Annotated in this window: 20 protein-coding genes; 13 read left to right on the top strand and 7 right to left on the bottom strand. The window is 67.7% G+C overall.

The window, feature by feature from the left end:
- Positions 1–181: 181 nt before the first annotated feature.
- On the bottom strand, positions 182–310 hold the full coding sequence (locus ABE957_RS10135; protein WP_217641038.1) for a putative transporter small subunit: 129 nt from the start codon (positions 308–310) through the stop codon (positions 182–184).
- Between the two features lie 57 nt (positions 311–367).
- Complete coding sequence (locus ABE957_RS10130) at positions 368–2,026, bottom strand: sodium:solute symporter family protein (RefSeq protein ID WP_432765413.1); 1,659 nt, start codon at positions 2,024–2,026, stop codon at positions 368–370.
- Between the two features lie 632 nt (positions 2,027–2,658).
- Here ABE957_RS10130 and ABE957_RS10125 point away from each other — a divergent pair.
- Positions 2,659–3,315 (top strand): flavin reductase family protein, encoded by a 657-nt coding sequence (locus ABE957_RS10125; protein WP_349758559.1) that lies wholly within the window; start codon positions 2,659–2,661, stop codon positions 3,313–3,315.
- Here ABE957_RS10125 and ABE957_RS10120 read toward each other — a convergent pair.
- Entirely contained in the window at positions 3,312–4,199 is an 888-nt protein-coding gene (locus ABE957_RS10120) for a DMT family transporter (protein WP_349758558.1), read from the bottom strand. The genes ABE957_RS10125 and ABE957_RS10120 overlap by 4 nt on opposite strands.
- A 105-nt stretch (positions 4,200–4,304) precedes the next feature.
- Here ABE957_RS10120 and ABE957_RS10115 point away from each other — a divergent pair, with 105 nt between their 5' ends.
- On the top strand, positions 4,305–5,171 hold the full coding sequence (locus ABE957_RS10115; protein ID WP_349758557.1) for a LysR substrate-binding domain-containing protein: 867 nt from the start codon (positions 4,305–4,307) through the stop codon (positions 5,169–5,171).
- Positions 5,172–5,262: 91 nt separating this feature from the next.
- Positions 5,263–6,744, top strand: a complete 1,482-nt coding sequence (locus ABE957_RS10110) for a protein adenylyltransferase SelO (RefSeq protein WP_349758556.1) — start codon at positions 5,263–5,265, stop codon at positions 6,742–6,744.
- Positions 6,745–6,832: 88 nt separating this feature from the next.
- Here ABE957_RS10110 and ABE957_RS10105 read toward each other — a convergent pair whose 3' ends face one another.
- From ABE957_RS10105 to ABE957_RS10095, 3 genes are all read right to left on the bottom strand, one after another.
- On the bottom strand, positions 6,833–7,228 hold the full coding sequence (locus ABE957_RS10105; protein WP_349758555.1) for a cupin domain-containing protein: 396 nt from the start codon (positions 7,226–7,228) through the stop codon (positions 6,833–6,835).
- Positions 7,229–7,557: 329 nt separating this feature from the next.
- Positions 7,558–9,723, bottom strand: coding sequence for a catalase/peroxidase HPI (gene katG, locus ABE957_RS10100; RefSeq protein WP_349758554.1), 2,166 nt, complete (start codon positions 9,721–9,723; stop codon positions 7,558–7,560).
- A gap of 225 nt (positions 9,724–9,948) precedes the next feature.
- On the bottom strand, positions 9,949–10,893 hold the full coding sequence (locus ABE957_RS10095) for a LysR family transcriptional regulator (protein WP_349758553.1): 945 nt from the start codon (positions 10,891–10,893) through the stop codon (positions 9,949–9,951).
- A gap of 201 nt (positions 10,894–11,094) precedes the next feature.
- On the opposite strand from ABE957_RS10095, the gene ABE957_RS10090 reads away from it, so the two are divergent.
- From ABE957_RS10090 to ABE957_RS10055, 8 genes are all read left to right on the top strand, one after another.
- Positions 11,095–12,594: a CoA-acylating methylmalonate-semialdehyde dehydrogenase gene (locus ABE957_RS10090; protein ID WP_349758552.1), complete on the top strand. Its 1,500-nt coding sequence runs from the start codon at positions 11,095–11,097 to the stop codon at positions 12,592–12,594.
- A gap of 304 nt (positions 12,595–12,898) precedes the next feature.
- Positions 12,899–14,839, top strand: a complete 1,941-nt coding sequence (locus ABE957_RS10085; RefSeq protein WP_349758551.1) for a DUF3604 domain-containing protein — start codon at positions 12,899–12,901, stop codon at positions 14,837–14,839.
- A 56-nt stretch (positions 14,840–14,895) separates the two neighbouring features.
- Positions 14,896–16,803 carry a DUF3604 domain-containing protein gene (locus tag ABE957_RS10080; protein ID WP_349758550.1) on the top strand — a complete coding sequence of 636 codons (1,908 nt, stop codon included), beginning with the start codon at positions 14,896–14,898 and terminating at the stop codon, positions 16,801–16,803.
- A gap of 72 nt (positions 16,804–16,875) precedes the next feature.
- Positions 16,876–18,774, top strand: a complete 1,899-nt coding sequence (locus ABE957_RS10075) for a DUF3604 domain-containing protein (RefSeq protein WP_349758549.1) — start codon at positions 16,876–16,878, stop codon at positions 18,772–18,774.
- A 24-nt stretch (positions 18,775–18,798) separates the two neighbouring features.
- Positions 18,799–19,251 (top strand): YbaY family lipoprotein, encoded by a 453-nt coding sequence (locus ABE957_RS10070; RefSeq protein ID WP_108445978.1) that lies wholly within the window; start codon positions 18,799–18,801, stop codon positions 19,249–19,251.
- A gap of 138 nt (positions 19,252–19,389) precedes the next feature.
- Entirely contained in the window at positions 19,390–20,163 is a 774-nt protein-coding gene (locus ABE957_RS10065; protein WP_349758548.1) for a hypothetical protein, read from the top strand.
- 115 nt (positions 20,164–20,278) lie between these two features.
- On the top strand, positions 20,279–21,121 hold the full coding sequence (locus ABE957_RS10060) for a peptidyl-prolyl cis-trans isomerase (RefSeq protein ID WP_349758547.1): 843 nt from the start codon (positions 20,279–20,281) through the stop codon (positions 21,119–21,121).
- On the top strand, positions 21,118–22,113 hold the full coding sequence (locus ABE957_RS10055; protein ID WP_349758546.1) for a HupE/UreJ family protein: 996 nt from the start codon (positions 21,118–21,120) through the stop codon (positions 22,111–22,113). Before ABE957_RS10060 ends, ABE957_RS10055 begins: the two co-directional genes overlap by 4 nt.
- 78 nt (positions 22,114–22,191) lie before the next feature.
- Here the strand turns inward: ABE957_RS10055 and ABE957_RS10050 are convergent, their stop codons facing one another.
- Positions 22,192–23,571 carry an FAD-binding oxidoreductase gene (locus ABE957_RS10050; RefSeq protein ID WP_349758545.1) on the bottom strand — a complete coding sequence of 460 codons (1,380 nt, stop codon included), beginning with the start codon at positions 23,569–23,571 and terminating at the stop codon, positions 22,192–22,194.
- A 606-nt stretch (positions 23,572–24,177) separates the two neighbouring features.
- Here ABE957_RS10050 and ABE957_RS10045 point away from each other — a divergent pair.
- Positions 24,178–25,317 (top strand): oxidoreductase, encoded by a 1,140-nt coding sequence (locus ABE957_RS10045; RefSeq protein WP_349758544.1) that lies wholly within the window; start codon positions 24,178–24,180, stop codon positions 25,315–25,317.
- Positions 25,289–25,963, top strand: coding sequence for a TetR/AcrR family transcriptional regulator (locus tag ABE957_RS10040; RefSeq protein WP_349758543.1), 675 nt, complete (start codon positions 25,289–25,291; stop codon positions 25,961–25,963). The genes ABE957_RS10045 and ABE957_RS10040 overlap by 29 nt, the downstream gene beginning before the upstream one ends.
- Positions 25,964–26,001: the final 38 nt, after the last annotated feature.

Raw genomic sequence — 26,001 nt, 5'->3', positions numbered from 1 at the left:
CAAGCTGGTGCCATCGTGCAAACACTGCTGCGCCACCTGCAGTTTGAACCACTCGTCGTATCGTTTGCTCATAAAAACACCCCGAAGGTTGGATTGGGGGTCCAACTTTCGGGGTGCAGTTCAGCAGTGCCGGCGGGGCCCTTGGCGCGCCTGCGATCGCTCGATCACGGGCGGGCGGACGTCACACGAGCTCGCGATGCTCGCGCTTGGCGTCGCGGCGGTCGCGCAGCACGGCGCGACAGATCAGCACCAGCACGCCCAGGGTCAGGGCGGGCCAGATGAGCACATAAAAGCCGTAGAGCAGGGTCATGGTCGTTCTCCTCATGGCGGCGCCGGAGGCCGGCGCCGCGGTGGATGGTCGTCCGGCTCAGCGCTGGCCGGCGAGGGTGGCGGAGGCCGGCGCCGCCGCCGCCCGGCGAGGTGCCGCCGAGGGCTCGGCCTGGGCGTGGTCGTAGTTGCCGACCCGCTCGCCGATGGTGGCGAAGTCGAAGGGCTCCTGGCGGCTCGCCAGGCTCATCACCACGCACACCAGGGTGCTGGTGCCGTAGGCGGTCAGCGAGGCCAGCAGCACGGTGTACTCGCGCAGGAAGCCGGTGGCGAAGATCAGCATCGCGGCGAGTGCCAGGCCGCCGGCGATGAAGCCCATCGCGCGGCCCAGGAAGCCGAAGGCCATCAGGCCGATGATCACGCCGCCGCCGATGCTCGCCAAGAGCTCGAAGAGCAGGCCGGTGGCGCCATCGAGCGGCAGCCATTCGAAGCGCGCCAGGCAGAACATCACCATGGCCACCAGCACCGAGGTGGTGAAGGCGGCGTTGGTGATGCGGTCCCAGAAGCAGCTGGCGATCACCGGGAAGACGATGGCCCCCCACAGCGCGCCGACGAACACCAGCATCACCAGGATATCCAGCGAGAAGCTGGCGAAGACGATGCCCACCGCGGTGGCGACGATCATGGTCAGGCGGCCGACCAGCAGCATGCGCTGGGGATCGGCCTTGCCCTTGGCGATATTCTTGCCGTAGACGTCGGCCATCATGATCGCCGACAGCGCGGAAAGATCGGAGTCGGCGGTGGAGGAGAGCGAGCCGATCACCAGGATGAAGAACAGTGCGATGAACACCGGCGGCAGGTAGCCCGAGACCATCTGCGGGATCAGGTTGTTCATGTCGCCATTCATCGGCTCGATGCCCAGCGTCAGGGCCATCAGCCCGATCATGCCCAGGCCAATGACGATGGCGCCGTAGCCCAGGGTGGCGGTGAGGAAGGTCGGCTTGATGTGCTCCTCGTTGACCGCGAACAGGCGCTGGGAAATGGTCTGGTTGCCGATGGCGTAGGCCAGCACGGCGACGAAGAAGGGCGCCCCCTGATGGAGGATGGCCTCCGTGGAGAAGAAGTCGGCCTGCTCGACGGTCAGGTTGTCGAGCCCGGCCACCAGCTCGCTCGGGCCGCCCATGGCGAAGAACACCGCGGGGATGATCACCACGGCGATGGCCATCAGCGCTACCAGCTGGGCGAAGTCGGTCATCACCGAGGCGCGAAAGCCCGACCACAGGGTGTAGAGCAGCACGCCCACGCCGGCGATCATCACCCCGGCCTGGAAGGAGAGTGGCGAGAGCACCGAGACCAGCGCGCCGGCGGCGGTGAAGTTGACCATCAGGCTGATCACGCTGCCGAGCACGTTGGAGAGCGCCAGGATCAGCTGGCTGGAGCTGCCGTGACGGGCGTGGATCAGCTCGCCCAGGGTGTGGGCGTTGGGGGCGAGCTTGCGAAAGCGCCGGCCGAACGGGTAGATGAACAGGATCATCAGCGCCCCCCAGAGCCCGTAGTGGATGGGGCCCGAGACGCCATAGGTGTAGCCGGAGGTGGCGGCGGCATAGAAGGAGGCGGCCCAGATCCAGGTGGCGGTCATGCTGGCCGCGCCGATGCCGAAGCCGATGCGGTGGTTGGAGACCATGTAGGCGTCGGCATCTTCCTTCTTCTTGCGGATGCCGAGCGTGAGCAGGTAGGTGCCGCCGTAGAAGGCGACCATCAGCAAGACGACGGTCAGGGTCGAGAATTGGTGGAGTGATGCGCTGTTCAAAAGCAGTCCCTCGGTGAGTGGAAGGGGCGCGTCACGGGGCGACCGCGCAGGGGGCGGCACGCCGGACGCGATGGACGGTCAGGGCGTTGTGGTGATCGCGCACGCGGCGTTGATGCCGGGCCCCGGATCAAGAGGGGCGGCGAGACGCGGCAATAGGCACGGGTCGCGGGGCGACGGCGCGTGGCGTTACCCGGGGAAGGGTCTGGCTGGCGGCGGGCGGCGCGGCATGCAGCGGCCCTGTTCTGCGTAGTGGGGCGACATGGATTCGTTCTCTATCGATGACGTCGGCGACGGACAGTCGAAAGTGCCGGTGATCCAGTCTGCGGTGAAGCGAGACCAGTCGGTCACGGGGGGTGACCGCCTCGATGGCGCGGTTGGGAGATCGCGCCGAGGCGCCATTACCGTACTGGCCTGACGAGAAAATGTCCAATCGTCTTCGAGATGGCTGAGAAATGCGGTCAGCGTCTCGAAAAAACGGTGAGCCGGATCATCGCGGCGCGTGGCGGGCGGCCGTCGAGGCGGCACTGTCCGGCCAAGGGCGCTACCATCGAGCCTCATTCGCCACCATCGGAGCGAGGCCCATGAGCGACTACCTGCTGGATGAGCACGGCCTGAGTCCCGGCACGATCTATCGGCTCTTCTCGGGCGGTATCTGCCCCCGCCCCATCGCCTGGGTCTCGACCCGCGACGCCGAGGGGCACGACAACCTGGCGCCGTTCTCCTTCTTCAACGTGGTGAGCGTCAATCCGCCGGTGCTGGGCTTCTCGCCGCTGCTCGACGGCGAGGGCAAGGCCAAGGACACCATCCGCAACCTGGGCGAGGTGGCCGAGTGCGTGGTGCACATCAGCGGCGAGGGGCTGGTGGAGCAGATGAACGCCACCAGCGCGGGGCTGGGGCCTCTCGAGGACGAGTTTCTTCACGCCGGGCTCGAGAAGGTCGCCATGCCGGGGGTGTCGGTGCCGCGGGTGGTCGGCGCGCCGCTGGCCTTCGGCTGTCGCCTGCGCGAGATCATCCGCTTCGGCGACCAGCCCCTGGCCGGCAACCTGGTGCTCGCCGAGGTGGTGTCGATCCACGTCGACGATGCCCTCTGGGACGGGCGCCACGTCGATCGCGAGCGCCTCGCGCCGATCGGGCGCATGGCCGGTAACGACTATGCCCGCACCACCGATCTTTTCGTGGTGGAGCGGCCCGCCTCCGGCGGCTCCATGAGCCGCCAGGACGGCGGGCGCGGCGCTTAACGCGTCGAGGCCGTATAGCTTCCCCACAGCACCAGCCCGGCGGCGAGCGGCAGTCGCCAGTCCGGCGAGGCGACTCCGGCGATCACCAGGAAGAGGGTGGCCAGCACCGGCACGGCGTGGGCCAGGTTGCCCAGCCGGTGCGCCTGGGGGTCGCCGAGGGCGCGGTCCCAGGCGAGCATGGCGATGCCGTAGGGCCCCAGGCCCAGGGCGGCGGTGGCCAGCAGTTCCCGGGACGAGGGCAGCTCGCTCACCCCCTCGAGCGCCAGGCTGGCGACGCCGGTCATGACGCTGGCGATCAGCAGCATGTGCGGCATGCGCTCGCCGAAGCGGAATCCCGGCACCTGGCTTGCCAGCGAGAAGAGCGCCCAGCACAGCGCCGTGCCGAAGGCCAGCAGGTAGCCGCCCCAGGCGCCGGAAATCCCGCCCGTCAGCGCCTGGGGCACCACCAGCAGGGCGGCCCCCGAGAAGGCCAGCAGCGCGCCGCCGAGGGTGGCCAGCGGCAGGCGGCGCAGCACCAGCCAGCGGCTCGCCAGCAGGAAGATGACCGGCCAGGTGTAGGTGATCAGTGCCGCCTCGGCGGGCGGTGCCAGGGAGAAGGCGGCGAAGCAGGCGCCCACGGCCCCGGCCATCAGCAGCGCCCCGAGGAGGTTGATCGCCCCGCCTTGGACCCGCGAATGCGTGGCCGCGGCCCGCCGCCGGCTGCGGGCCATGGGCAGCGTGCCCAGCGCGCCGGCCAGCAGCGCCATGGCCGAGAGGCGCAGCGGTGGCAGTTCGCCGGCGGCGATCATCAGCAGCGGCACCAGCGCCCAGAGGATGATGGCCAGGCCGGCGGCGCCGGCACCAGGCCATGGAAAACGGGAAACGCCTAACGTATGGCCCAGCATGTTCGCTACCTCCTCGCCCAGTGAGTGACGAGGGCATGCTATCCGGTCCATACTCATCACAAAATCGATCCTTATTGATGCGACCTATCAAGGATGGTGATGTATATGCGCGCCCCGACGCTCGACCTCGGCCTGTTGCGGACCCTGGTGGCGGTGGCCGATACCGGCAGCGTGACCGCCGCGGCCCGACGCCTGGCCTATACCCAATCCACCGTCAGCATGCAGCTGCAGCGCCTGGAGAGCGCGCTGGACGTGGCGCTCCACGAGCGCGAGGGGCGGCGGCTGCGCTTCACCGCCGAGGGCGAGCGGCTGCTCGGCCATGCCCGCCGCCTGCTGCTGCTCAACGACGAGGCGCTCGCCGACATGCGCACGCGCCGAGTCACCGGCGACCTGAACCTGGGCATCCCCGAGGACTACGCCAGCCTGCTGACCTCGGTGTTCTCCTGGTTCCACCAGCTCTATCCCGAAGTGCGCCTGCAGGTGACCTGCGGTACCAGCGCTCACCTGATGGAGCAGGTGCGCGCCGACGAGCTGGACCTGGCGCTGGTGACCCGCCAGCGGCGCTCGCCGGGCGGCGAGATGATTCGCCGTGAGCCGCTCGCCTGGGCGGTGGGCCTGCAGCATCAGCCCTCGCTGACCGACCCCCTGCCGCTGGGGCTCTACTCCCAGGGCGCCGACCTGTTCCGGGAAGTGGCCGAGCAGTCGCTGGCCGCCGCCGGCCGCGACTGGCGAGTGGCCTACACCAGCCAGTCGATGGTCGGCCTGGGCCCGGTGGTGCAGGCGGGGCTGGCCATCGTGGTGGTGACCCGCAGCATGCTGACGCCCCAGCTGCGCGCCCTGGACGAGTCGAGCGGCCTGCCGGCGCTGCCGGCCGTGGAGCTGGCGCTGCACCGCGCCGCGCGGCGACCCACCGAGCCTGCCCGGCGCCTGGCCGAGCTGATCCGCGAGGAGCTCGCCCTGGGCGAAGGCTGAGGCGGCGACGGGTCGATTACCGCAATTCCGAGCGATATACTCGGGTATTCATCCTCCCGCTGTCGCGCCGCAGCCGCCGATCGGAGTCACCATGTTTCCCGAGTTCACCCTGCGCTACGCCCGCCTGCCGGACCGCTTCTTCCTGCGCTTCGACCCCGTGCCGGTGGAAGCCCCAAGGCTGTTGGCCTTCAATCGGCCGTTGGCCGAGGAGCTGGGCTTCGACCCGGCGGCCTTCGATGAGGTCCTCGATGACCCCCTGGCCGCCGAGACCTTCGCCGGCAATGTCGTGCCGGCGGGCGCCGAGCCGCTGGCCCAGGCCTATGCCGGCCACCAGTTCGGCCACTTCAACCCGCGCCTGGGCGACGGCCGTGCGGTGCTGCTGGGCGAGGTGACCGACCGCGAGGGACGGCTGCGCGATATCCAGCTCAAGGGCGCCGGCTGCACGCCCTTCTCCCGCGGAGCCGACGGGCGCGCGCCGCTCGGCCCGGTGCTGCGCGAGTACCTGGTCAGCGAGGCGATGCACGTCCTGGGCATTCCCACCACCCGCGCACTGGCCGCGGTGGCCACCGGCGAGCGGGTCTTTCGCCGGGTGCCCGAGCCCGGCGCCGTGATGACCCGGGTGGCCTCGAGCCACCTGCGCGTCGGCACCTTCCAGTACTTCGCCGCCCGGGGCGACGAGGAGGCCATCCGCCTGCTCGCGGATCTGGCCATCGAGCGGCACTATCCCGAGCTCGCCGCGCTGCCCCCGGAGACGCGCTATCTCTCGCTGGTGGAGGCCGTGCAGGCTCGCCAGGCCCGGCTCGTGGCCGGCTGGATGGGGCTCGGGTTCATCCACGGCGTGATGAATACCGACAACACCTCGGTCGCCGGCGAGACCATCGACTACGGCCCCTGCGCCTTCATGGAGGCCTTCGATCCCGAGCAGGTGTTCAGCTCCATCGACGAGGGCGGCCGCTACGCCTATCGCAACCAGCCGTGGATCGCCCAGTGGAACCTGGCGCGCTTCGCCGAGACCCTGATCCCGCTGATCGACGATGACGCCGACCGCGCCGTGGGACGTGCCACCGCGGTGATCCAGGCCTACCCCGACCAGTACGAGGCCGAGTGGCTGGCGGTGATGCGGGGCAAGCTGGGGCTGGCCGGCGAGGAGGAGGGCGACCGCGAGCTCGCCGAGGCCTTCCTCGAGGCGATGGCCGCCGGCCGCGCCGACTTCACCCTGGCCTTTCGTGGCCTGAGCGAGGCGGTGGAGGGGGACGCCGCCGGGTTGCTCGAGCGGTTCGATACCGGCGAGGCGCTGCAGGAGTGGTTGCCGCGCTGGCGTGCGCGGCTGGCCCGGGAGGACGCGGACCCGGCGACGATCGCCGCGCGGCTGCGCGGGACCAACCCGCTCTATATCCCGCGCAACCACCAGGTGGAGGCGGCGCTGGCCGCCGCCGCCGAGGGGGACCTCACGCCCTTCGAGACGCTGGCCGAGGTGCTGGCGAGCCCCTTCGAGGAGCAACCCGGTCATGAGGAATACGCCATGCCGTCGCCGGCCGGCCAGGCCGTGTTCCGCACCTTCTGCGGCACCTGAGCCGGCCACGCCACGACGAGACGACGGCCGACCGGCCAGGCCGGATCGGCCGTCGTAGGTGACGGCGGCGCTCACGAATGACGCGGCGCTACTCGGGCTGAGACACCATGATGGGCTCGCCGATCGGGCCGACCTGGAAGACCGTGAACTTGGCGCCCTCGGTGCTGACGCTGCGCCCGACCATCGGCTGGTTGGGTTGCTTGTAGTAGACCTCGCCCGCCGCGATGGTGCGCGGGTCCTCTCCTTCGACCGCGATCTCGATGGTGCCCTCGGTCACGTAGACGAACAGGTGGCCGGGGTGGATGTGGCGATCGGAGGCCCAGTCGCTGCCGACGTCGTAGTCGACGATGTTGACCTCCATGCCATCGACGCCCTGAAGCTCCTTCTTCATCAGCGAGGTCGAATCGCCGGCCGCCAGCCCCGTAACGCCCAGCGCCGCGATGAGGGTCGCGGCGGCACAGGCGGTGGAGAACTGCAGGTTCATGATGGCCTCCCTCCGTCATGGCGACGGTAGGGTGTGGTGGACGAGCGGAATGCATCCAGGCCATGGAGAGAGGCGGGCCTGCACGGGAGGACGGAACGTCCGTCCGGCCATGTCGTGAATCCGTCCCGGGCCCGGCCTGCATTTCGGAGCGACAGCCGTCTGTCGCTCCTTTTTGGCATAGTCCCATCGCGGGAAGTGGTCAAGGCCGCTTGCTGCCCAACAGGGGGCGCGAAAAAAGCCGCGCCGCTCAAAAGGGCTGGCGCGGCTCGGTCGGCCGATCGATCAGTGGCGCCGGGCCGCCCGAGGTGGCGGCGGCCCGGGCTGGGGCCTCAGTCGAGGTCGAAGCGGTCGGCGTGCATCACCTTGGTCCAGGCGGCGATGAAGTCCATCACGAACTTCTCCTCGTTGTCATCCTGGGCGTACAGCTCGGCGTAGGAGCGCAGGATCGAGTTGGAGCCGAACACCAGGTCGACGCGGGTCGCGGTGAACTTGGCGTTGCCGCTCTTACGATCAACGATGGCGTATTCGTTCTTGCCGCTGGGCTCCCAGCGGTTGCCCATGTCGGTCAGGTTGACGAAGAAGTCGTTGGTCAGCTGGCCGACGCGATCGGTAAAGACGCCGTGCGGGGTACCGCCGTGGTTGGTGCCGAGCACCCGCATGCCGCCCAGCAGCACGGTCATTTCCGGGGCGGTCAGGCCCATCAGCTGGGCGCGGTCCAGCAACATCTCCTCCGGCTTGACCACGTACTCCTTCTTCTGCCAGTTGCGGAAGGCATCGGCCAGCGGCTCCATCGGCTCGAAGGATTCGGCATCCGTCATCGCCTCGCTGGCGTCGCCGCGACCCTTGACGAAGGGCACGTGGACGTTGTGGCCGGCCGCCTTGGCCGCCATCTCGACGCCCAGGTTGCCGCCCAGAACGATGACGTCGGCGATGCTGGCGCCCGTGTCGGCGGAGATCTGCTCGTAGACCTTCAGCACCTTGGCCAGGCGCTCCGGCTCGTTGCCCTCCCAGTGCTTCTGCGGGGCCAGGCGGATGCGCGCCCCGTTGGCGCCGCCGCGCATGTCGGAGCCGCGGAAGGTGCGGGCGCTGTCCCAGGCGGTGGTGATCAGCTCGTTCAGGGAGAGGCCGGCCTCGGCGATCTTCTCCTTGACGACTTCCTCGACGTAGTTGGTCTCGCCCTGGGGCACCGGATCCTGCCAGATCAGGTCCTCGGCGGGCACGTCCGGGCCGATGTAGCGGGCTTTCGGCCCCATGTCGCGGTGCGTCAGCTTGAACCAGGCGCGGGCGAAGGCGTCCTTGAAGTACTCGGGATCGGCCATGAACTTCTCGCAGATCGCCCGGTACTTGGGATCCATCTTCATCGCCATGTCCGCGTCGGTCATCATCGGGTTATGGCGAATGGACGGGTCGCTGGTGTCGACCGGCTTGTCCTCCTCCTTGATGTCGACGGGCTCCCACTGGTTGGCGCCGGCGGGGCTCTTCTTGAGCTCCCACTCGTAGCCGAACAGCATGTCGAAGTAGCCCATGTCGAACTGCAGGGGATTCTTGGTCCAGGCACCTTCCAGGCCGGAGGTGATCGCGTTGGTCGCCTTGCCGCCCAGGTTGGGGTTCATCCAGCCGAAGCCCTGAGTCTCGACGTCGGCGCCTTCCGGCTCTGGCCCGAGCGCCTCGGCGTCGCCGTTGCCGTGGGTCTTGCCCACGGTGTGGCCGCCGGCGGTCAGGGCCGCGGTCTCTTCATCGTTCATCGCCATGCGGGCGAAGGTGACGCGGACCTGCTCGGCGGTCTTCAGCGGGTCGGGCTGGCCGTTCACGCCTTCCGGGTTCACGTAGATCAGGCCCATCTGCACGGCGGCCAGCGGGTTCTCCATGGTGTCCGGCTGGTCGACGTCGTCGTAGCGGCTGTCGGACGGCGCCAGCCACTCCTTCTCGGCGCCCCAGTAGATGTCCTTCTCGGGATGCCAGATGTCCTCGCGGCCGTAGGAGAAGCCGAAGGTCTTGAAGCCCATGGATTCGTAGGCCACGTTGCCGGCCAGGATGAACAGGTCGGCCCAGCTGACCTGGTTGCCGTACTTCTTCTTGATCGGCCACAGCAGGCGGCGCGCCTTGTCCAGGTTGCCGTTGTCAGGCCAGCTGTTGATCGGGGCGAAGCGCTGGTTGCCGGTGCCGGCACCGCCACGGCCGTCGGCCAGCCGGTAGGTGCCTGCCGCGTGCCAGGCCATGCGGATCATCAGACCGCCGTAGTGGCCCCAGTCCGCCGGCCACCACTCCTGGCTGTTGGTCATCAGATCGTGCATGTCCTGCTCGAGGGCCGCGTAGTCGAGCGTCTTGACCGCTTCGCGGTAGTCGAAGTCCTCGCCCATCGGGTTGGACTTGCGATCGTGCTGGTGAAGGATGTCCAGGTTCAGCGATTCCGGCCACCAGGCGGTGACGTCCGCCTTTTCCTGGGTGTTGGAACCGTGCATCACCGGGCACTTGCCTGCTTGTTGATCACCCATGTCGCTCTCCGATCGTTGCTGCTTTGAGGGAATCGTCTGGTAGTGATAGACGACGCCTCTGATTGTGGACAGTACCGTCATCAACGCTGTCATCTCTAGGCCGCTGGGCGCTTGGCCCATCGCCTTTCCTTCACACTACTCCGCGGCGATGGATGGGCCCAAGTGCCATTTCCGACCATCTCGATAGTTATTTCATATCGGCAATCATGCATGCAGGGCCGCGCGCTATTGGCATGGGGGAATCACCAGCTCCCGGGTCTCGCCCATCAGGAAGGTGCGGTTGGCCTCGAGGGCCTCGCGCAGGAAGTCCCACAGCAGGCGGACCCTGGCCAGGCGTCGCTGCTCCTGGCGGGCGGTGATCCAGAAGTGGCGCACGATCTCCACGTCGTCATCCAGCACGTTCACCAGGGCGTCCGAGGTGCTCGCCATGAAGCAGGGCAGCACGGCGAGCCCGGCGCCCTGCAGGCAGGCGGCGTGCTGGGTGGTCACGCTGGTGCTGCGCAGGGCGAAGTGCGGGCCGGGATGGCCGACCACCGCCGGGTCGAGCAGCGGCTCGAGGTAGCTGAGCTGCTCGCTGAAGATCAGGTCGTCGACATAGCCGATCAGCCGATGCGCGCCCAGCGCGGAGCGGTGTCGCGGGGTGCCATGGCGGGCGAGATACCCCTGGCTGCCGTAGAGGCGCAGCCTGTAGTCGCAGAGCCGCGAGATCACGAGCCCCGGGCTCACCGGGCGCTCCACGGTGATGGCGAGGTCCGCCTCGTGGCGGCTCAGGTTGACTACCCGCGGCAGGGCCAGCAGGTCCAGGGTCACGCCGGGGTGGCGTTCGCAGAAGGCCGAGAGCAGCGGGGCGATCACCCAGGTGCCGAAGCCCTCGGTCACCCCCAGGCGGATCTGGCCGCTGATCTGATGGTTCTTGTCGGTGAGGCTCTCGCCCGCCTCGAAGGCGTGGCGCGCCATCTCCTCGGCGTGGGCGAGCAGCTGCTGGCCGGCCTCGGTGAGGTGGTAGCCGTGGGTGCTGCGCTCGAAGAGCTGGGTGTTGAGGGTCTGCTCGAAACGCCGCGTACGCCGCGACAGGGTGGAGTGGTCCAGCCCCAGGCGCCGGGCGGCGTCGGTGAGCCGCTCGCTGCGTGCTACTTCCAGGAAGATCTGGATGTCCTGCCAGTCCAGCATGGGGGCCGTCTCCTGTTGTTTCCGTTTGTGCATAGATGCACAAGCAATGTGCCTGAGTGCCCGTTGTCACGCCATCCAACCTCTGTATAGACTCGAAATACCGACTCCCCGTGCCAGTATGCACATAAGGTCGAAGATCCCTTTTGTCCCATACGCACCATCAAAACAGCTCATAACCACAACACCTTCAGGAGCATGCCCATGACCGTTCGCGAAACTCCCATGTACATCGATGGCCAGCCCGTCCAGTCCCAGAGCCAGGAGTGGCGCGACGTGGTCAATCCGGCCACCCAGGAGGTGGTCGCCCGGGTGCCGTTCTGCACCGCCGAGGAGGTCGAGCAGGCCGTGGCCAGCGCCAAGGAGGCTTTCAAGACCTGGCGCAAGGTGCCGCTGGGCAAGCGCATGCGCATCATGCTCAAGCTCCAGGCGCTGATCCGCGAGAACACCGACGAGCTGGCCGCGCTGATCAGCGAGGAACACGGCAAGACCCTCCCGGATGCGGCCGGCGAGGTGGGTCGCGGCCTGGAAGTGGTGGAGCACGCCTGCTCGATCACCTCCCTGCAGCTCGGCGAGCTGGCCGAGAACGCCGCCAGCGAGGTGGACGTCTACAGCCTCAACCAGCCGCTGGGCGTGGGCGCCGGCATCACCGCCTTCAACTTCCCGATCATGCTGCCCTGCTTCATGTTCCCGCTGGCCATCGCCACGGGTAACACCTTCGTGCTCAAGCCCTCCGAGCAGGACCCGACCTCCACCATGCGTCTGGTCGAGCTGGCCCACGAGGCGGGCGTGCCGGCCGGCGTGCTCAACGTGGTGCACGGCGGCCCGGACGTCGCCAACCAGATCGCCGACCATGCCGACATCAAGGCGCTCTCCTTCATCGGCTCCACCCACGTCGGCTCGCTGCTCTACGATCGTGCCGCCGCCGCCGGCAAGCGCATGCAGGCGATGATGGGCGCCAAGAACCACTGCGTGGTGATGCCGGACGCCAACCGCAGCCAGGCGATCAACAACCTGCTGGGCTCCGCCTTCGGCGCCGCCGGGCAGCGCTGCATGGCCAACTCCGTGGTGGTGCTGGTGGGCGAGGCCCGAGAGTGGCTGGACGACATCGTCGAGGGTGCGCGCAACATGAAGGTCGGCCCCGGCACCCAGCAGGATGCCGACCTCGGCCCGCTGGTCTCGCCTCAGGCCAAGGAGCGGGTCGAGCGCCTGATCGCCACCGGCGAGCAAGAGGGCGCCAAGCTGCTGGTCGACGGCCGCGGCTGTGAGGTGGAGGGCTACCCGAACGGCAACTTCGTCGGCCCGACCCTGTTCAGCGACGTGACCCCGGAGATGACCATCTACCGCGAGGAGATCTTCGGGCCGGTGCTCTGCGTGGTCGGCGTCGAGACCCTCGACGAGGCGATCGCCTTCGTCAACGCCAACCCCAACGGCAACGGCACCTCGATCTTCACCAACTCCGGCTGGGTGGCGCGTCGCTTCGAGAGCGACATCGACGTCGGCCAGGTGGGCATCAACGTGCCGATCCCGGTGCCGGTCGCCTACTTCAGCTTCACCGGCTCGCGGGGCTCCAAGCTCGGCGACCTGGGCCCCAACGGCAAGCAGGCGATCAGCTTCTGGACCCAGACCAAGACCGTCACCGCGCGTTGGTTCGAGCCGGAGAACGTCTCCAGCGGCATCAACAGCACCATCTCGCTGAGCTGATTTTTCTCATCCCTTGAGCATCGGCGGCCCCGTCTCGAGAGAGGCGGGGCCGCTCTCGTTGTGGCCGGCATCCGCCGCTTCCTCGACACCGGCATGGCCATCTCGGTCGCCGAAGCGGCCTGTCGAAACGCTGCTATGTTGGTAGTTGCCGGTTTCGTCTCCCACCGCCGAGAACGTTCACATAGGCCCCATGGAGCGCGCCGACACCTCTTCGCATGGGTCACACCATGGTCATGCGTGTGAAGAGGGTGACGCCCCGGGGGCAGGCGTGATGGTCCCCCTGATCCGATTCAAGGAGATCTTCATGCGCGTTAAGGTTCCCACGACTGCCCTCGCCACGCTCCTCGCGATTACGGCGATCCCTGCCGCCGCCCAGGTCACCACCGATGCCGGCACCATCGATCCAGAACGGACTGCGCGCTTCTTCAACCAGCCGGGCTACTCGCCCTATGCGGGGCGCAGTTTCCCGATGCGGCCACTGTGGGGTGAGCAGCACCTGCACACCTCATGGTCGCCGGATGCCTTCGGGGGAGGCACGCGCGTCGGGCCCGACGAGGCGCTGCGTTTCGCCAAGGGGGAGGAGATCACCTCCAGCACCGGGCAGCCGGTCAGACTCTCCCGCCCCTATGACTGGATGGTGGTCGCCGACCACTCCGATGCCATGGGGGTGATCGCCAAGGTCTATGCCGGCGATCCGGCGTTGCTGGCCGATCCCGTGCTCAAGCGCTGGCACGACGGCATGCAGGAAGGCGGTGAGGCCGCCACGGCCGTGGTCATGGAGATGATCACGCTGCAGGGAGAGGGCACCCTGCCCGAGGCGGTGACCGACCGGGACACCCAGCTTGATATATGGCGCAGCATGACCGAGATCGTCGAGGGCCATGACGACCCGGGCACCTTCTCGGCGATGATCGGCTACGAGTGGACCTCGAACTTCGGTGGCGGCAACAACCTGCACCGCAACGTCATCTACCGCGATGGCAAGGCCCTGGCCGACCGGGTACGGCCGCTGACCACCTTCGATACCGAGATTCCGAATGAGCTCTGGGACTGGATGGCGAACTTCGAGGAGGAGACCGGCGGGCGAGTACTGGCGATTCCCCACAACGGCAACCTCTCCAACGGCCTGATGTTCGCCACCGAGACGCCGGACGGCGAGCCGATCGACGCCGAGTGGGCGGCGGCGCGCCAGCGCTGGGAACCGCTCTACGAGGTCACCCAGGGCAAGGGCACCTCGGAGCAGCATCCGAGCCTCGCGCCCGCCGACGAGTTCGCGGACTTCGAGATCTGGGACAAGGGCAACCTCAACGTCGTGCCGAAAGAGCCCGGCATGCTCGAGTACGAGTATGCCCGCGAGGCCCTCAAGCGAGGCCTCGCCCTCGAGGAGGAGTTCGGCACCAACCCGTTCAAGTTCGGGCTGATCGGCTCGACCGACGCGCATACCGGCATCTCCTCGGCGGAGGAGAACAACTTCTTCGGCAAGTTTCCGGCCAGCGAGCCCGGGGCGGAGCGCTCGACGGGCAACGCCTTCGACTTCGACGGGCGCACCGTCAAGGACTGGAAGCTGGGGGCGTCGGGCCTGACCGCCGTCTGGGCGACGGAGAACACTCGCGCCGCGATCTGGGACGCCATGAAGCGCAAGGAAGTCTACGGCACCACCGGCACGCGGATGTTCGTGCGCTTCTACGGCGGCTGGGAGTTCGTGGCCGAGGACGCCCAGGGACGAAACCCCGCGGCCATCGGCTATGGCAAGGGGGTTCCCATGGGCGGCGACCTGCCCCCTGCGCCGGAAGGCGCCGAGGCGCCGAGCTTCCTGGTCGCGGCGCTCAAGGACCCGCTCTCCGGCAATCTCGACCGCATCCAGATCGTCAAGGGCTGGCTCGATGCCGAGGGCGAGACGCAGGAGCACGTCTACGACGTGGCCTGGTCCGGTGATCGCGCACCGGGCGATGACGGCAAGGTCCCCCCTATCGGCAGCACGGTGGACGTGGAGAACGCCACCTGGACCAACACGATCGGCGCGTCGGAGCTGATGACCGTCTGGCAGGACCCCGACTTCGATCCGGCGCAGAAGGCCTTCTACTACGCCCGGGTCATCGAAATCCCGACGCCGCGATGGACCGCCTTCGATGCGGCCTACTTCGAGGAGGCCGACTTCGCCGACGAGGTGCCGATGACGGTGACCGAACGCGCCTATACCTCACCGATCTGGTTCACGCCCCGAGCCGTGTCCGACGACGCCTAGGATACATCCCGAATCAGCACATGCCGCGACGTCCGCCGTCGTGCAAGGAGAGCCACATGAGTCGCTTGAAAGGTACCGCCGCCCTGACCGCCTTTCTGGCCGTGCCGGCCATGGCGCAGGAACTGTCGCCGCACACGATCGCCCCGCCCGACCGGGAGATCGAGTACTCCCCCTATCTCCAGGAGGACTTCCCGAACCAGGTCTTCTTCGGCGACACCCACCTGCACACGGCATATTCCGCCGATGCGGGGCTGGCGCTCGCCACCACCACCCCGGACGACGCCTACCGCTTCGCCAAGGGCGAGGAGGTCATCTCCTCCCAGGGTCTGCCGGCTCGCCTGCAGCGGCCGCTCGATTTCCTCGTCGTCGCCGATCATGCCGAGAACCTCGGCATCGCTCTCGCGCTAAAGGAAGGTAACCCGATCCTCGACTACAACGACTGGGGCCGCACCCTGGCCGAGACCTACGCCCCGGGCACGATCGACGCGATCAACGAGACCTACGTCCAGTGGTTCGGGGCCGTGAACGAGCCGGGCGGTGGCGATCCGATGGAAGGCTCGGGCCTTGACGAGACGATGTGGGAGCGCGTCACCGCGGCGGCCGAGCGCCATAACCAGCCGGGGACCTTCACCGCCTTCATCGGCTACGAGTGGACCTCCGGCCCCGACGGCAACAACCTGCACCGCAACGTCATCTTCCGCGACGGCAAGGAGCTGGCCGACCAGGTCGTGCCCTTCTCGACCTATGACAGCGCCGACCCCGAGGACCTCTGGCAGTGGATGGCCGACTACGAGGAGATGACCGGCGGGCGTTTGCTGGCCATTCCCCATAACGGCAATCTCTCGAACGGGCTGATGTTCGACGACGTGACCCTCTCCGGAGAGCCGCTCTCCGCCGACTACGCCGAACGCCGGCAGCGCTGGGAGCCCATCTACGAGGTTACGCAGATCAAGGGCGATGGCGAGACGCACCCCCTGCTCTCGCCCCAGGACGAGTTCGCCGACTACTACACCTGGGACAAGGGCAGCTTCGGCGAGGAGCCCAAGACGGAGGCGATGCTACCGCGCGAGTACGCCCGGGCCGCCTGGAAGCGCGGCATGGCCTACGAGGCCGAGCTGGGCGTGAACCCCTTCAAGATGGGCGTCGTCGGCTCGACCGACAGCCACACCGGCCTCTCGACCGCGCAGGAGAACAACTTCTTCGGCAAGGTCACCCTGGTCGAGCCGACCGCCGATCCGATCCGCTTCGAGGAGCAGATCACCGGCCGTTTCACGCCGGATGATCCGTCCGATGACCAGATCGTGAGCGACGGCCTCGCCGCCGGCATTGCCGCCGTCTGGGCCCGGGAGAACACCCGCGAGGCGCTCTGGGATGCGATGAAGCGCAAGGAGACCTTCGCGACGACCGGGACACGGATGCGCGTGCGCGTCTTCGGCGGCTTCGATTTCGCGGAGAGCGACCTCACGCGCTCCGATTTCGCCGCCCACGGCTATGAGAACGGCGTGCCGATGGGAGGCGATCTATCGAAGGCGCCGGACGGCGCCTCACCGACCCTGCTGATTCGCGCGCTTCGCGACCCCGACGGCGCCAACCTCGACCGCGTGCAGGTCGTGAAGGGCTGGACGACGCCCGGCGGTGAGACCGAGGAGCGGGTCTTTGATGTCGCCTGGTCGGGGGAGCGGACTCCCGACGCCGACGGTCGTCTCCCCGCGGTCGGCAATTCGGTGGACATCGAGAGCGCGACCTATACCAACGACATCGGCGCGCCCCTCCTCCAGGCCTACTGGGTGGACCCCGATTTCGACCCGGCCCAGCGCGCCTTCTACTACGTTCGGGTTCTCGAGATCCCGACGCCGAGCTGGCTCACCTATGACGCGGCCTTCTTCGACGTGGCGATTCCCGAGGGCAAGCGGGCCGTCCAGCAGGAGCGGGCCTACACCTCACCCATCTGGTACACGCCTTAGGGCCGGACAACGCCGTGGGGGCACTGGCTACCCCGCCAGTTCCATCATGAATCCATCTCGAAGGAGAGACCCATGAGCATTCTGAAAGGCGTCACCGCCCTGACCGCCGTTCTGGCCGTGCCGGCTGTCGCGCAGGACTTCGCCGTCCAGGAAGGCGATATCGACATCGGGGGGCAGGAATATTCGCCCTACCTGCACCAAAGCTACCCCGACCAGGTGCTCTTCGGCGACACCCATCTCCACACCAGCTATTCGACCGACGCCGGCATGGTCGGCAACCGGCTCGGGCCCGACGATGCGCTGCGCTTCGCCAAGGGCGAGCAGGTGATCGCATCGAGCGGACTGCCGGCACGACTGATCCGCCCCCTCGACTTCCTCGTCGTCGCCGACCACTCCGAGAATCTCGGGCTCGCGCCGATGATCGAGGAATCGAATCCGAAGCTGTTGCGCGACCCCCGGGGCAAGGAGCTCCACGATCTGGTGCAGGCCGGCAATGGGTGGGAGGCCTACCAGATCTGGAAGACGTTTGGCTCCAGAAACGAAGACCCGGTACCCGACCCCGAGCTACAGGCGCTGATGTGGAACCGGACAATCGACTATGTGGACCGGCACAATCAGCCGGGCGTGTTCACTGCCTTCCACGGCTTTGAATGGACGTCCACTCCGGATCTGAGGAATCTACACCGCGTCGTCATCTTCCGGGATGACGCCGAGGCGGCGCGGAAAGTCATCCCTTTCACCAGCTTCGATTCCCAGGACCCCCAGGATCTCTGGGAATACCTCGCGATGTACGAGGAGACGACCGGCGGTAGCGCGCTTGCCATCCCGCACAACGGTAACCTGAGCCAGGGGCTCATGTTCGCCGTCGAGACCTTCTCGGGCGAAGCGCTCGATGCCGACTATGCCGAGCGTCGCCAGCGCTGGGAGCCCATCTACGAGGTCACCCAGACGAAGGGCGACGGCGAGGCACACCCGATGCTCTCAACTAACGACGAATTCGCCGACTACTACACCTGGGACAAGGGCGATTTCGGGTTGAACCCCAAGACGCCCGAGATGCTGCCGCATGAATATGCACGGAGCGCGCTGCAACTCGGGCTCCAGCTGGAGGGTCAGCTCGGGGTGAACCCGTTCAAGTTCGGCATGATCGGCTCGACCGACATCCACACCTCGCTCGCGACCACCCGTGAGGAGAACTTCTTCGGCAAGTTCGTGGGTGCCGAACCGGCCTCGGAGGACCGCTACAGCGATCCTGTCAGCCAGGACCTGCGCCCCGATGGGGACGGCAGCCTCAACGTGTTCGCCTGGGAATCCACCGCCTCGGGTCTTGCCGCGGTCTGGGCCGAGGAAAACACGCGCGCGGCGATCTGGGATGCGATGGCCCGTAAGGAGGTCTACGCCACGACCGGTACGCGGATCCGCGTGCGGGTGTTTGCAGGCTGGGATTTCGAGGCTGACGAGGTGCAGCGCCCTGACTTCGCGCGCGTGGGCTACCAGCGTGGCGTACCGATGGGCGGGGATCTGAGCGCTGCGCCCGAGGGTATGGCACCGCGCTTCATGGTGCGCGCGCTACGCGATCCCGACGGGGCAAACCTCGAGCGCATCCAGATCATCAAGGGCTGGCTCGACACCCGGGGCGAGCTGCAGGAGCGCATCTACGACATCGCCGTCTCGGACGACCGCAAGATCGGCGAGGATGGCCGCGCCACCATGCCGGTCGGCAGCACCGTCAACGTGTATAACGGCACCTATACGAACACGATCGGCAACGCCCTGCTCGGCGCATACTGGGAGGACCCCGACTTCGACCCTTCGCTGCGGGCGGTCTACTACGTCCGCGTTCTCGAGATTCCGACGCCGACCTGGATCGCCCACGACGCGCAGGTCTTCGGGGAGCGTGATGCGCCGCCGGAAGCGCGCCGTGAGCATCAGGAGCGCGCCTACACTTCACCCATCTGGTACACGCCCTAAGGCAGACAAGGAGCAACGATGAGCATGAGCAACGGAATCACGTCAGGAATCGGCGGCTGGGTCGTCGGCGTTGGTGCCCTGCTGCTGGCGGGGTGCAGCGCCCAGATGACCTCGGGGGAGGAGGCGATGCAGCAGCCGGACAACTCGCTGATGCAGGTCATCCGCGGCGAGGTGTGGTACCGGGAGCGCATGGCGCTGCCGCCGGGCGCCGAGGTGGTGGTGACACTCGAGGATCAGTCACGCGCGGATGCGCCGGCCACCGTGCTTACCGACTACACCCATACCGTCGACGGCGGCCAGCCGCCCTATCCGTTCCGGCTGGTGTATAACCCCGATGCCATCGATGACCGCATGACCTATGGGCTGCGGGCCCGGATCGTTCATGAGGGCGAGTTGCTATTCACCAGCACGGAGCATATCGATCCCTTCGCGGGCGCACCCGGTGACCCCGTGCGCATCCGGGTCTCGCGGCAGTGACCGAGGCTCTGGAAGTGCCCGGCTTGCCCTGGGGGGCGATCGCACCGGGCGGATGACGGTGCGGGATAGGGACCCGTGCCCGTCCCTCGCCGGGCCGGGCACGCGTTGAGGGACGGCATGCCATCGGAGGCAACGACCATGGGAATACTGCAACGGCTGACGGCCGCCTGTTGCTTGGCGCTCACCGCAACGGGGACGACCCAGGCCCAGGAGGATGACCTGGGCACGGCGGCCAACGATCCGACGGCCTCCGTCACGGCCTTCCAGCTGCAGGACTTCTACACCTACCGCTACCACAACCGCTCCGACGAGGAGGGCAACCGCCTGCAGTTTCGCGCCGCGATTCCGTTCTCCGCGGGGGGCATGAACCACATCTTCCGGGTGACGCTGCCCTACGTGACCGACGCCCCCGGCGGCGCCGACGGCTGGTCCGATACCACCCTGTTCAACCTGGTCACCTTCGATCGGCCCTGGGGGCGGTTCGGGCTCGGTGGTGTGGCGCTGCTGCCGACCGGCGAGGGCGACCTGAGCGCCGAGCAGTGGGGCCTCGGGCCGGCGGCCGGCTTCGTGGCCAACCAGCCCTGGGGCATCTGGGGACTGTTCAACCAGAACGTGTTCACGGTGGCGGGAGATGACGACTACCGCGACGTGAACATCTCGATCCTCCAGCCGATCGTGAACTACAACCTCGGCAACGGCTGGTCGGCAGGCGCTTCCGACATGTCGATCACCTACGACTGGGAGCAAGAGGACTGGGTGAGCCTGCCGCTGGGCGTGGCCGTGAACAAGCTCGTGACCCTCGGCGGTTTTCCGGTGCAGTTCACGACCAGCTACGAGCACAATTTCCATGATGAGGGCATCAGCCCGTCAGACACGCTCAATGTCACTGCCAAGCTGCTGCTCCCGAGGTAGCGGGCGGCCGAACGGATGAAGCGCCATGTTCGGCGACCGGCTTGACCGACGGAGAGAAGTGGCCACTTGCGGCTCGCACACGTAAGCCGCGCATGACCCAAGGAGGGAAGGCCCCATGACCCTGCGCACGATACTGCTCTCGCCGCTCGTCCATTTCTTCCTGCTGGGGGGGCTGATCTTCGGGGCCTATGCGCTCGTCGAGGATGAGCCAGTAAGGCCCGCCGTGACGCCCGAGGTGATCACCCTGACGCCGCAGCAGGCCGCGCGCCTGGCCGAGCAGTTCGCGGCGACCTGGAACCGGCCGCCGAGCGTCGAGGAGCTGGAAGGGCTGATGCGCGCCTGGGTACTGGAGGAGGCTCATGTGCGCGAGGCCCGGGCGCTCGGCCTGGATCGGGGCGATGCGGTGATCCGGCAGCGGTTGAACCTCAAGATGCAGTTCCTGGCGGAATCCGGGGCCGCCGCGCTGGCGCCGGACGACGCGACCCTCCAGGCGTATCTCGACGACCACCGGGACGACTTCCTGCGGCCCGCGCGGGTGGCCTTCGAGCAGGTCCAGTTGTCGCCGGGGCAGGGCGACGAGGCGCGCGCGATTCGTGCCGCGCTGGAGCGCGATGCGGCTCCTTCATCGCTGGGCACGCCGAGCCTGCTGCCGACCTCGCTGCCGATGACGCGGGCGTCCGCCGTTGACCGTCTCTTCGGCCAGGGGTTTCATGCCGCCCTGGCCGAGGCGCCCCGGGGGCGCTGGCATGGCCCGGTCGAGAGCGCCTACGGCCGGCACCTGGTGCGGGTGACCGGTCGCGCCGAGGCCGTGTTGCTGCCGCTTGGTGAGATCCGAGCGCGCGTCGAGAGTGAATGGCGTGCGGCGCAAACCAGGGAGATGCGTGAGAGCTTCGCGCAGGCGCTGCTCGAACGCTACGCCGTCACCACTCCCGAGGCGGCAGAGGTGCTGGCACCATGAGACGTCTCCTGCTGGCCCTGCTGATGGTCGTCACGACCTCGCTGCCGACCCTGGTATCCGCCCATGCCCTCGACCCCGGCTACCTGAACCTCGCGTCCCTCGACCAGGACCGCTGGCGGGTGACCTGGCGGGTGCCGGACGTGAGCGGTCGCCCGATGCCCATCGCGGCTCGCCTGCCCGCGTCCTGTTCCTACGAGCCGCCGCCACCGATCTTCGACGGACGCGCCTGGACGAGCGCCTGGGTGGCCCACTGCACCAATGGGCTGGCCGGCGGCAGGATCGAGATCGCGGGGCTGGAGCGGACCCGGACCGACGTGCTGGTGCGTTACGAGCTGACCCCGGGAAAGACGCAGACCCATCGCCTGACCGCCGCCGAGACGGCCTTCACCGTGTCGGGAGAGGCGGGGGTACTAGAGATCCTGAGCAGCTATATCGGCCTCGGGGTGACGCACATTCTCGAGGGCATCGACCACCTGCTGTTCGTCTTCGCCCTGCTGCTGCTGATCCGCGATCGCAGGCGCCTGTTCTGGGCGGTCACGGCCTTCACCCTGGCCCACAGCATCACCCTGGTGGCCGCCACCCTGGGCTGGCTGAGTCTGCCGTCACCGCCGGTCGAGGCCCTGATCGCGCTGTCCATCGTGTTCCTGGCCTATGAGCTCACCCTCCCGCCCGAGGCGCGCGATCCGCTGGCCCAGCGCTTTCCCTGGATCGTGGCCTTCGCCTTCGGCCTGATCCACGGGCTGGGCTTTGCCGGGGCGCTGCGCGACATCGGCCTGCCGGAGGGCGATATTCCGCTGGCGCTCTTCGCCTTCAACATCGGGGTCGAGCTGGGGCAGCTCCTGTTCATCGGCGTCCTGCTGGGCATCGGTGTCGCGGTGCGACGCCTCTATCCCGCGATCAGGCGGCAGGCAACATGGCTGATGCGCGGTTCGAGCTACGCCATCGGCAGCCTGGCCGCCTTCTGGGTCATCGAGCGCATCGCCTCCTTCTGAGCGGACATGACACGAACCCCTCTCGAGAGAGGGGGGGCGTGTCATGTCACAAGGACCGATGATTCGCTCGTCGCCGGGTCAGGCCGGCGCGATATTGTGATTCAGATGGAAGAGGTTCTGCGGATCATACTGGGCCTTGATCCTGGCCAGCCGCTGGTAGTTCTCCTGCCCGAAACCGGCGATGACCCGCTCCCTGCCCTCGTCGCCGATGAAGTTGAGGTAGACGTTGCCGCTGGCCCAGGGGCGCAGGTCCTCACGCAGTCGGCGCGTCCACTGCCGGCCGCGCTCGTCATCGGCCGGGTTCTCCCACAGGCCGAAGGGGTGCACGACCCAGGGAGCGTGGCGCCAGGAAATCGGAACGTCGGTGGGCCCTTTCGCCACGGCACCTCCCTGGGGGAACAGCACATGCTGGGAGGGGGAGGGCACGATCATGTCGCCTGCCCGCTCACAGAACCGCTCGATTGCCTCGTCGGGGAAGGCCTTGAGGTATTCGGCCGACCAGTAATTGCGATACCCGGGTGGGTCATCGAGCATGCACTGCAGATCGGCATAGGGCATCTCGGCGATCATTTCGCCCTCGTGGCCGAGCGCGAGCAGCGGGGCGGCGACATCACGGGCCTCGGCTTCCGGCCCGGCATAGGCGACCAGGATGACGAACGCGAGGTGGTCGACCAGGTGCCCGGGAACGAAGTCTTCCGGCGGGGCCGTGATGTAGAGGGCACCACCGCCCACCTCGTCCGGTGCCGTCTCCAGATAGTCGCGATAGACACGCAGGACTTCCGGCGCCTTCGCGGGTGACCACAGCAGCAACAGGGCGGTGACGCCGGCCAGTTCGTGGAGCCGGAAGGTCAGCGAGGTGGCCACGCCGAAATTGCCGCCACCACCGTGCAGCGCCCAGAACAGGTCGGGGTTCTCCCGCTCGCTGGCGCGCACGACGTTGCCGTCGGCGGTCACCAGCTCGGCGGCGAGCAGGTTGTCGCAGGCCAGGCCGAACTTGCGCGCCAGCCAGCCATCGCCCCCGCCCAGGGTGAAGCCGCCGACGCCGGTGGTCGATACCCGACCGCCCGTCGTGGCCAGGTCATGGGGTTGGGTGGCGCGGTCGAGATGGCTCATCGTCGCTCCGCCCGCGACCGTGGCCGTCCGCGCGTCGGGATCGACGGACACGCCATTCATGCGTCGCAGGTCGATCACCAGACCGCCTTCCGTCAGCGCCTTGCCGGCGACCCCATGACCGCCGCCACGCACGGCGATCTCCATCTCTAGCCGTCGGCCGAATGTCACGGCGCCGACCACATCCTGCACCTCGGCGCACTGGGCAATAATCGCCGGGCGACGGTCGATCATCGCGTTGAACAGCTTGCGGGCCTCGTCGTAGCCGGCATCTTCGGGGAGCAGGATCTCTCCGGAGAAGCCCTGGCGTAACTCCTTGAGTGCCGCGTTATCGATATGAGTCTTCATGACACCCTCCTCGGGAGGGCGAGGCGCAGGGGACTCGCTATCCCGTACCTTGCCTGATCTGCCTGACGCCCTATCCCCTCGTCCCCCTGGTCGGTTTGGCGTCAGGCAATGGGTGCCGGCCATCCTGAGTTGCGCAGGGCCAGGCAACGCGAGCATGGAGCGTGGCAGTGCGCCATCGAGTCTCGGGGCACCCCGCGCGCATGATGGCATTTCGATGGGCCTGGTCCTGTCTCGAGGGAGGGGCTGAACTCAGTATAGTGCCCGGGAAGTCCGAAAGAGGGCGGTGTCGCCTTCCGAGAGTGTGAAGACCCAACGATGGCGACAGTGTTCGCCACAAGACGCATGTGAAGAGGTGTCAACGCAGACGTTAACTGCTGATGTTGATCGATCATCACAACCCAGAAGGCCGGCTGCTTGCCGAGTGTCTTCTCGGTGCTGGCCCACCGCCCGGTGGAGTTTCGCGCCTTCTTCGGCCTCTCGCTTCTCGGGCCGGGCCTGTCTTCCCTGCATCGATTTATTGTCCCCATAGGCACGGTCGATTGTCTGTGAGACGGAATGCTCGTATTTTGTACCGATCAGTACATTCTGTATCCAGGAGAACTTTCCATGTCGCAGACCGCCCCTCATGCCTCACTGTTCGAATCCGGCAGCATCGCCGGCCAACGCCTGGCCAATCGTCTGGTGCTGGCGCCGATGACGCGCACCAGCGCCGAGCCCGACGGACGGGCCACGTCGCGTATGCGCGATTACTACCGGGACTTTGCTCGTGGCGGGTTCGGCATAGTGATTACCGAAGGCACCTACACCGACGAATGCTTCAGCCAGGGCTACCTGAATCAGCCGGGGCTCGCCAACGCGGCACAGCGGCAGGCCTGGCAACCGGTGGTCGAGGCGGTGAAGAGCGAGGGTGCCATGATCGTGGCGCAGTTGATGCACGGCGGTGGGCAAACCCAGGGCAACCGCTTCGTCAACGAGACCGTCGCGCCGTCGGCCGTCGCGCCAAAGGGCGAGATGCTCGGCTTCTACGGCGGTGAAGGCCCTTATCCGACGCCACGGGCCATGGCCGAGCGGGAGATCATAGAGGCCATCGATGGTTTCGCGGCCGCCGCCCGGCGTGCCCAGCAGGCCGGTTTCGATGGTGTCGAGATCCATGCCGCCAACGGTTACCTGCTGGACCAGTTCATCTCCAGCGACTTTAACCGGCGTGAGGATGGCTGGGGCGGCAGCCTGGAGAAGCGCCTGACCTTCCCGGTGGCGGTGATTCGCGCCGTGCGCGAGGCGGTGGGACCCGATTTCATGGTCGGCATCCGCCTCTCCCAGATCAAGGTCACGGACCCGGAATATCGCTGGGCCGGTCGCGAGGAGGCCGAGTGCATCCTGCGCACCCTGGGCGACGAAGCCCTCGACTACCTGCACTTTTCCGAGATCGACGCCACGACTCCGGCCCTCGAGGGGGTCGACGGCAGCCTGGCGGCCCTGGCCAAGGAGGACCTTGACCTGCCGGTGATCGCCAATGGCTCGCTGGGGGATCCGGCCAAGGCCGAAGGGCTCATCGCCAACCGCCAGACTGACTTCGTGGCGATCGGCAAGTCGGCGCTCGCCAACCGCGACTGGCCGAAGCGAGTGCGCCATGGCCACGCGCTCAGCGAGATCGACTTTGCGATGCTCTTGCCGCTGGCTAATCTGGCCAACGAAGATCAGTGGAGGGAGAAAAACGGTGTCTACGCGCTCCACCAGGGCGGCTAGGTCGAGTTCCCGACAGACCACGCCTCACGCTCCGCGGCAGAGCAAGGGAGAGGCGACCCGGCAGCGGCTGCTGACCGTGGCCGCCGATCTCTTCCATGCCAAGGGCGTCGACGGGACCGGCCTCGACGAGATCCTGCGCCAGGCCGGCGCCGGCAAGAGCCAGTTCTACCGGCACTTTCCCAGCAAGGAGGCGCTGGTCTGCGCGGTGCTGGCGCAGTGGGAGGCGAACCTGAGTCAATCCATGACGGCTCCTGAGCGTCCTCTGGACAGCCTCGATGCCCTCGAGGCCTGGCTCTACGAGATCCTCGAGGCGCTGGAGGCCGACCACTGCCTGCGTGGCTGTCCGATCGGCACCATCGCCGCGGGGCTCGACGATGTCGAGGAAGACGCCCGCGGCGCCGTGCGGCACTGTTTCGGCGTCCTGGAGGCCCGGTTGCGCGAGGCACTCGCCGCCATGCAGGAGAGCGGCGAGCTGCGTGCCGAGGCCGATGTGGCCTCCCTGGCCCATCTCGTCCTCGCCGCCCAGCAGGGGAGTGCGATGCTGACCAAGGCCTATGGCGACAGCCAGCCGGCCCGTCACGCCCTGGCGCATACCCTGAACTATCTGCGCAGTTTCTCCTCCAGTTGCCATCCCGAGGGGAACTGAGCCCGGGTCACGCGACCGCTTCGACTTCACCGGCTCGG

Source organism: Halomonas pelophila, assembly GCF_040196315.1.
Lineage (GTDB): Bacteria > Pseudomonadota > Gammaproteobacteria > Pseudomonadales > Halomonadaceae > Halomonas > Halomonas pelophila.
Note: the sequence above shows the minus strand (reverse complement) of the source record. Positions and strands in the feature narration are given on the sequence as shown.

Coding starts and splice junctions, on each gene's coding strand:
- ABE957_RS10135 (WP_217641038.1), bottom strand. CDS start 310: ATGACCCTGCTCTACGGCTTTTATGTGCTCATCTGGCCCGCCCTGACC.
- ABE957_RS10130 (WP_432765413.1), bottom strand. CDS start 2,026: ATGGTCGCCTTCTACGGCGGCACCTACCTGCTCACGCTCGGCATCCGC.
- ABE957_RS10125 (WP_349758559.1), top strand. CDS start 2,659: ATGAGCGACTACCTGCTGGATGAGCACGGCCTGAGTCCCGGCACGATC.
- ABE957_RS10120 (WP_349758558.1), bottom strand. CDS start 4,199: ATGCTGGGCCATACGTTAGGCGTTTCCCGTTTTCCATGGCCTGGTGCC.
- ABE957_RS10115 (WP_349758557.1), top strand. CDS start 4,305: ATGCGCGCCCCGACGCTCGACCTCGGCCTGTTGCGGACCCTGGTGGCG.
- ABE957_RS10110 (WP_349758556.1), top strand. CDS start 5,263: ATGTTTCCCGAGTTCACCCTGCGCTACGCCCGCCTGCCGGACCGCTTC.
- ABE957_RS10105 (WP_349758555.1), bottom strand. CDS start 7,228: ATGAACCTGCAGTTCTCCACCGCCTGTGCCGCCGCGACCCTCATCGCG.
- katG (WP_349758554.1), bottom strand. CDS start 9,723: ATGGGTGATCAACAAGCAGGCAAGTGCCCGGTGATGCACGGTTCCAAC.
- ABE957_RS10095 (WP_349758553.1), bottom strand. CDS start 10,893: ATGCTGGACTGGCAGGACATCCAGATCTTCCTGGAAGTAGCACGCAGC.
- ABE957_RS10090 (WP_349758552.1), top strand. CDS start 11,095: ATGACCGTTCGCGAAACTCCCATGTACATCGATGGCCAGCCCGTCCAG.
- ABE957_RS10085 (WP_349758551.1), top strand. CDS start 12,899: ATGCGCGTTAAGGTTCCCACGACTGCCCTCGCCACGCTCCTCGCGATT.
- ABE957_RS10080 (WP_349758550.1), top strand. CDS start 14,896: ATGAGTCGCTTGAAAGGTACCGCCGCCCTGACCGCCTTTCTGGCCGTG.
- ABE957_RS10075 (WP_349758549.1), top strand. CDS start 16,876: ATGAGCATTCTGAAAGGCGTCACCGCCCTGACCGCCGTTCTGGCCGTG.
- ABE957_RS10070 (WP_108445978.1), top strand. CDS start 18,799: ATGAGCAACGGAATCACGTCAGGAATCGGCGGCTGGGTCGTCGGCGTT.
- ABE957_RS10065 (WP_349758548.1), top strand. CDS start 19,390: ATGGGAATACTGCAACGGCTGACGGCCGCCTGTTGCTTGGCGCTCACC.
- ABE957_RS10060 (WP_349758547.1), top strand. CDS start 20,279: ATGACCCTGCGCACGATACTGCTCTCGCCGCTCGTCCATTTCTTCCTG.
- ABE957_RS10055 (WP_349758546.1), top strand. CDS start 21,118: ATGAGACGTCTCCTGCTGGCCCTGCTGATGGTCGTCACGACCTCGCTG.
- ABE957_RS10050 (WP_349758545.1), bottom strand. CDS start 23,571: ATGAAGACTCATATCGATAACGCGGCACTCAAGGAGTTACGCCAGGGC.
- ABE957_RS10045 (WP_349758544.1), top strand. CDS start 24,178: ATGTCGCAGACCGCCCCTCATGCCTCACTGTTCGAATCCGGCAGCATC.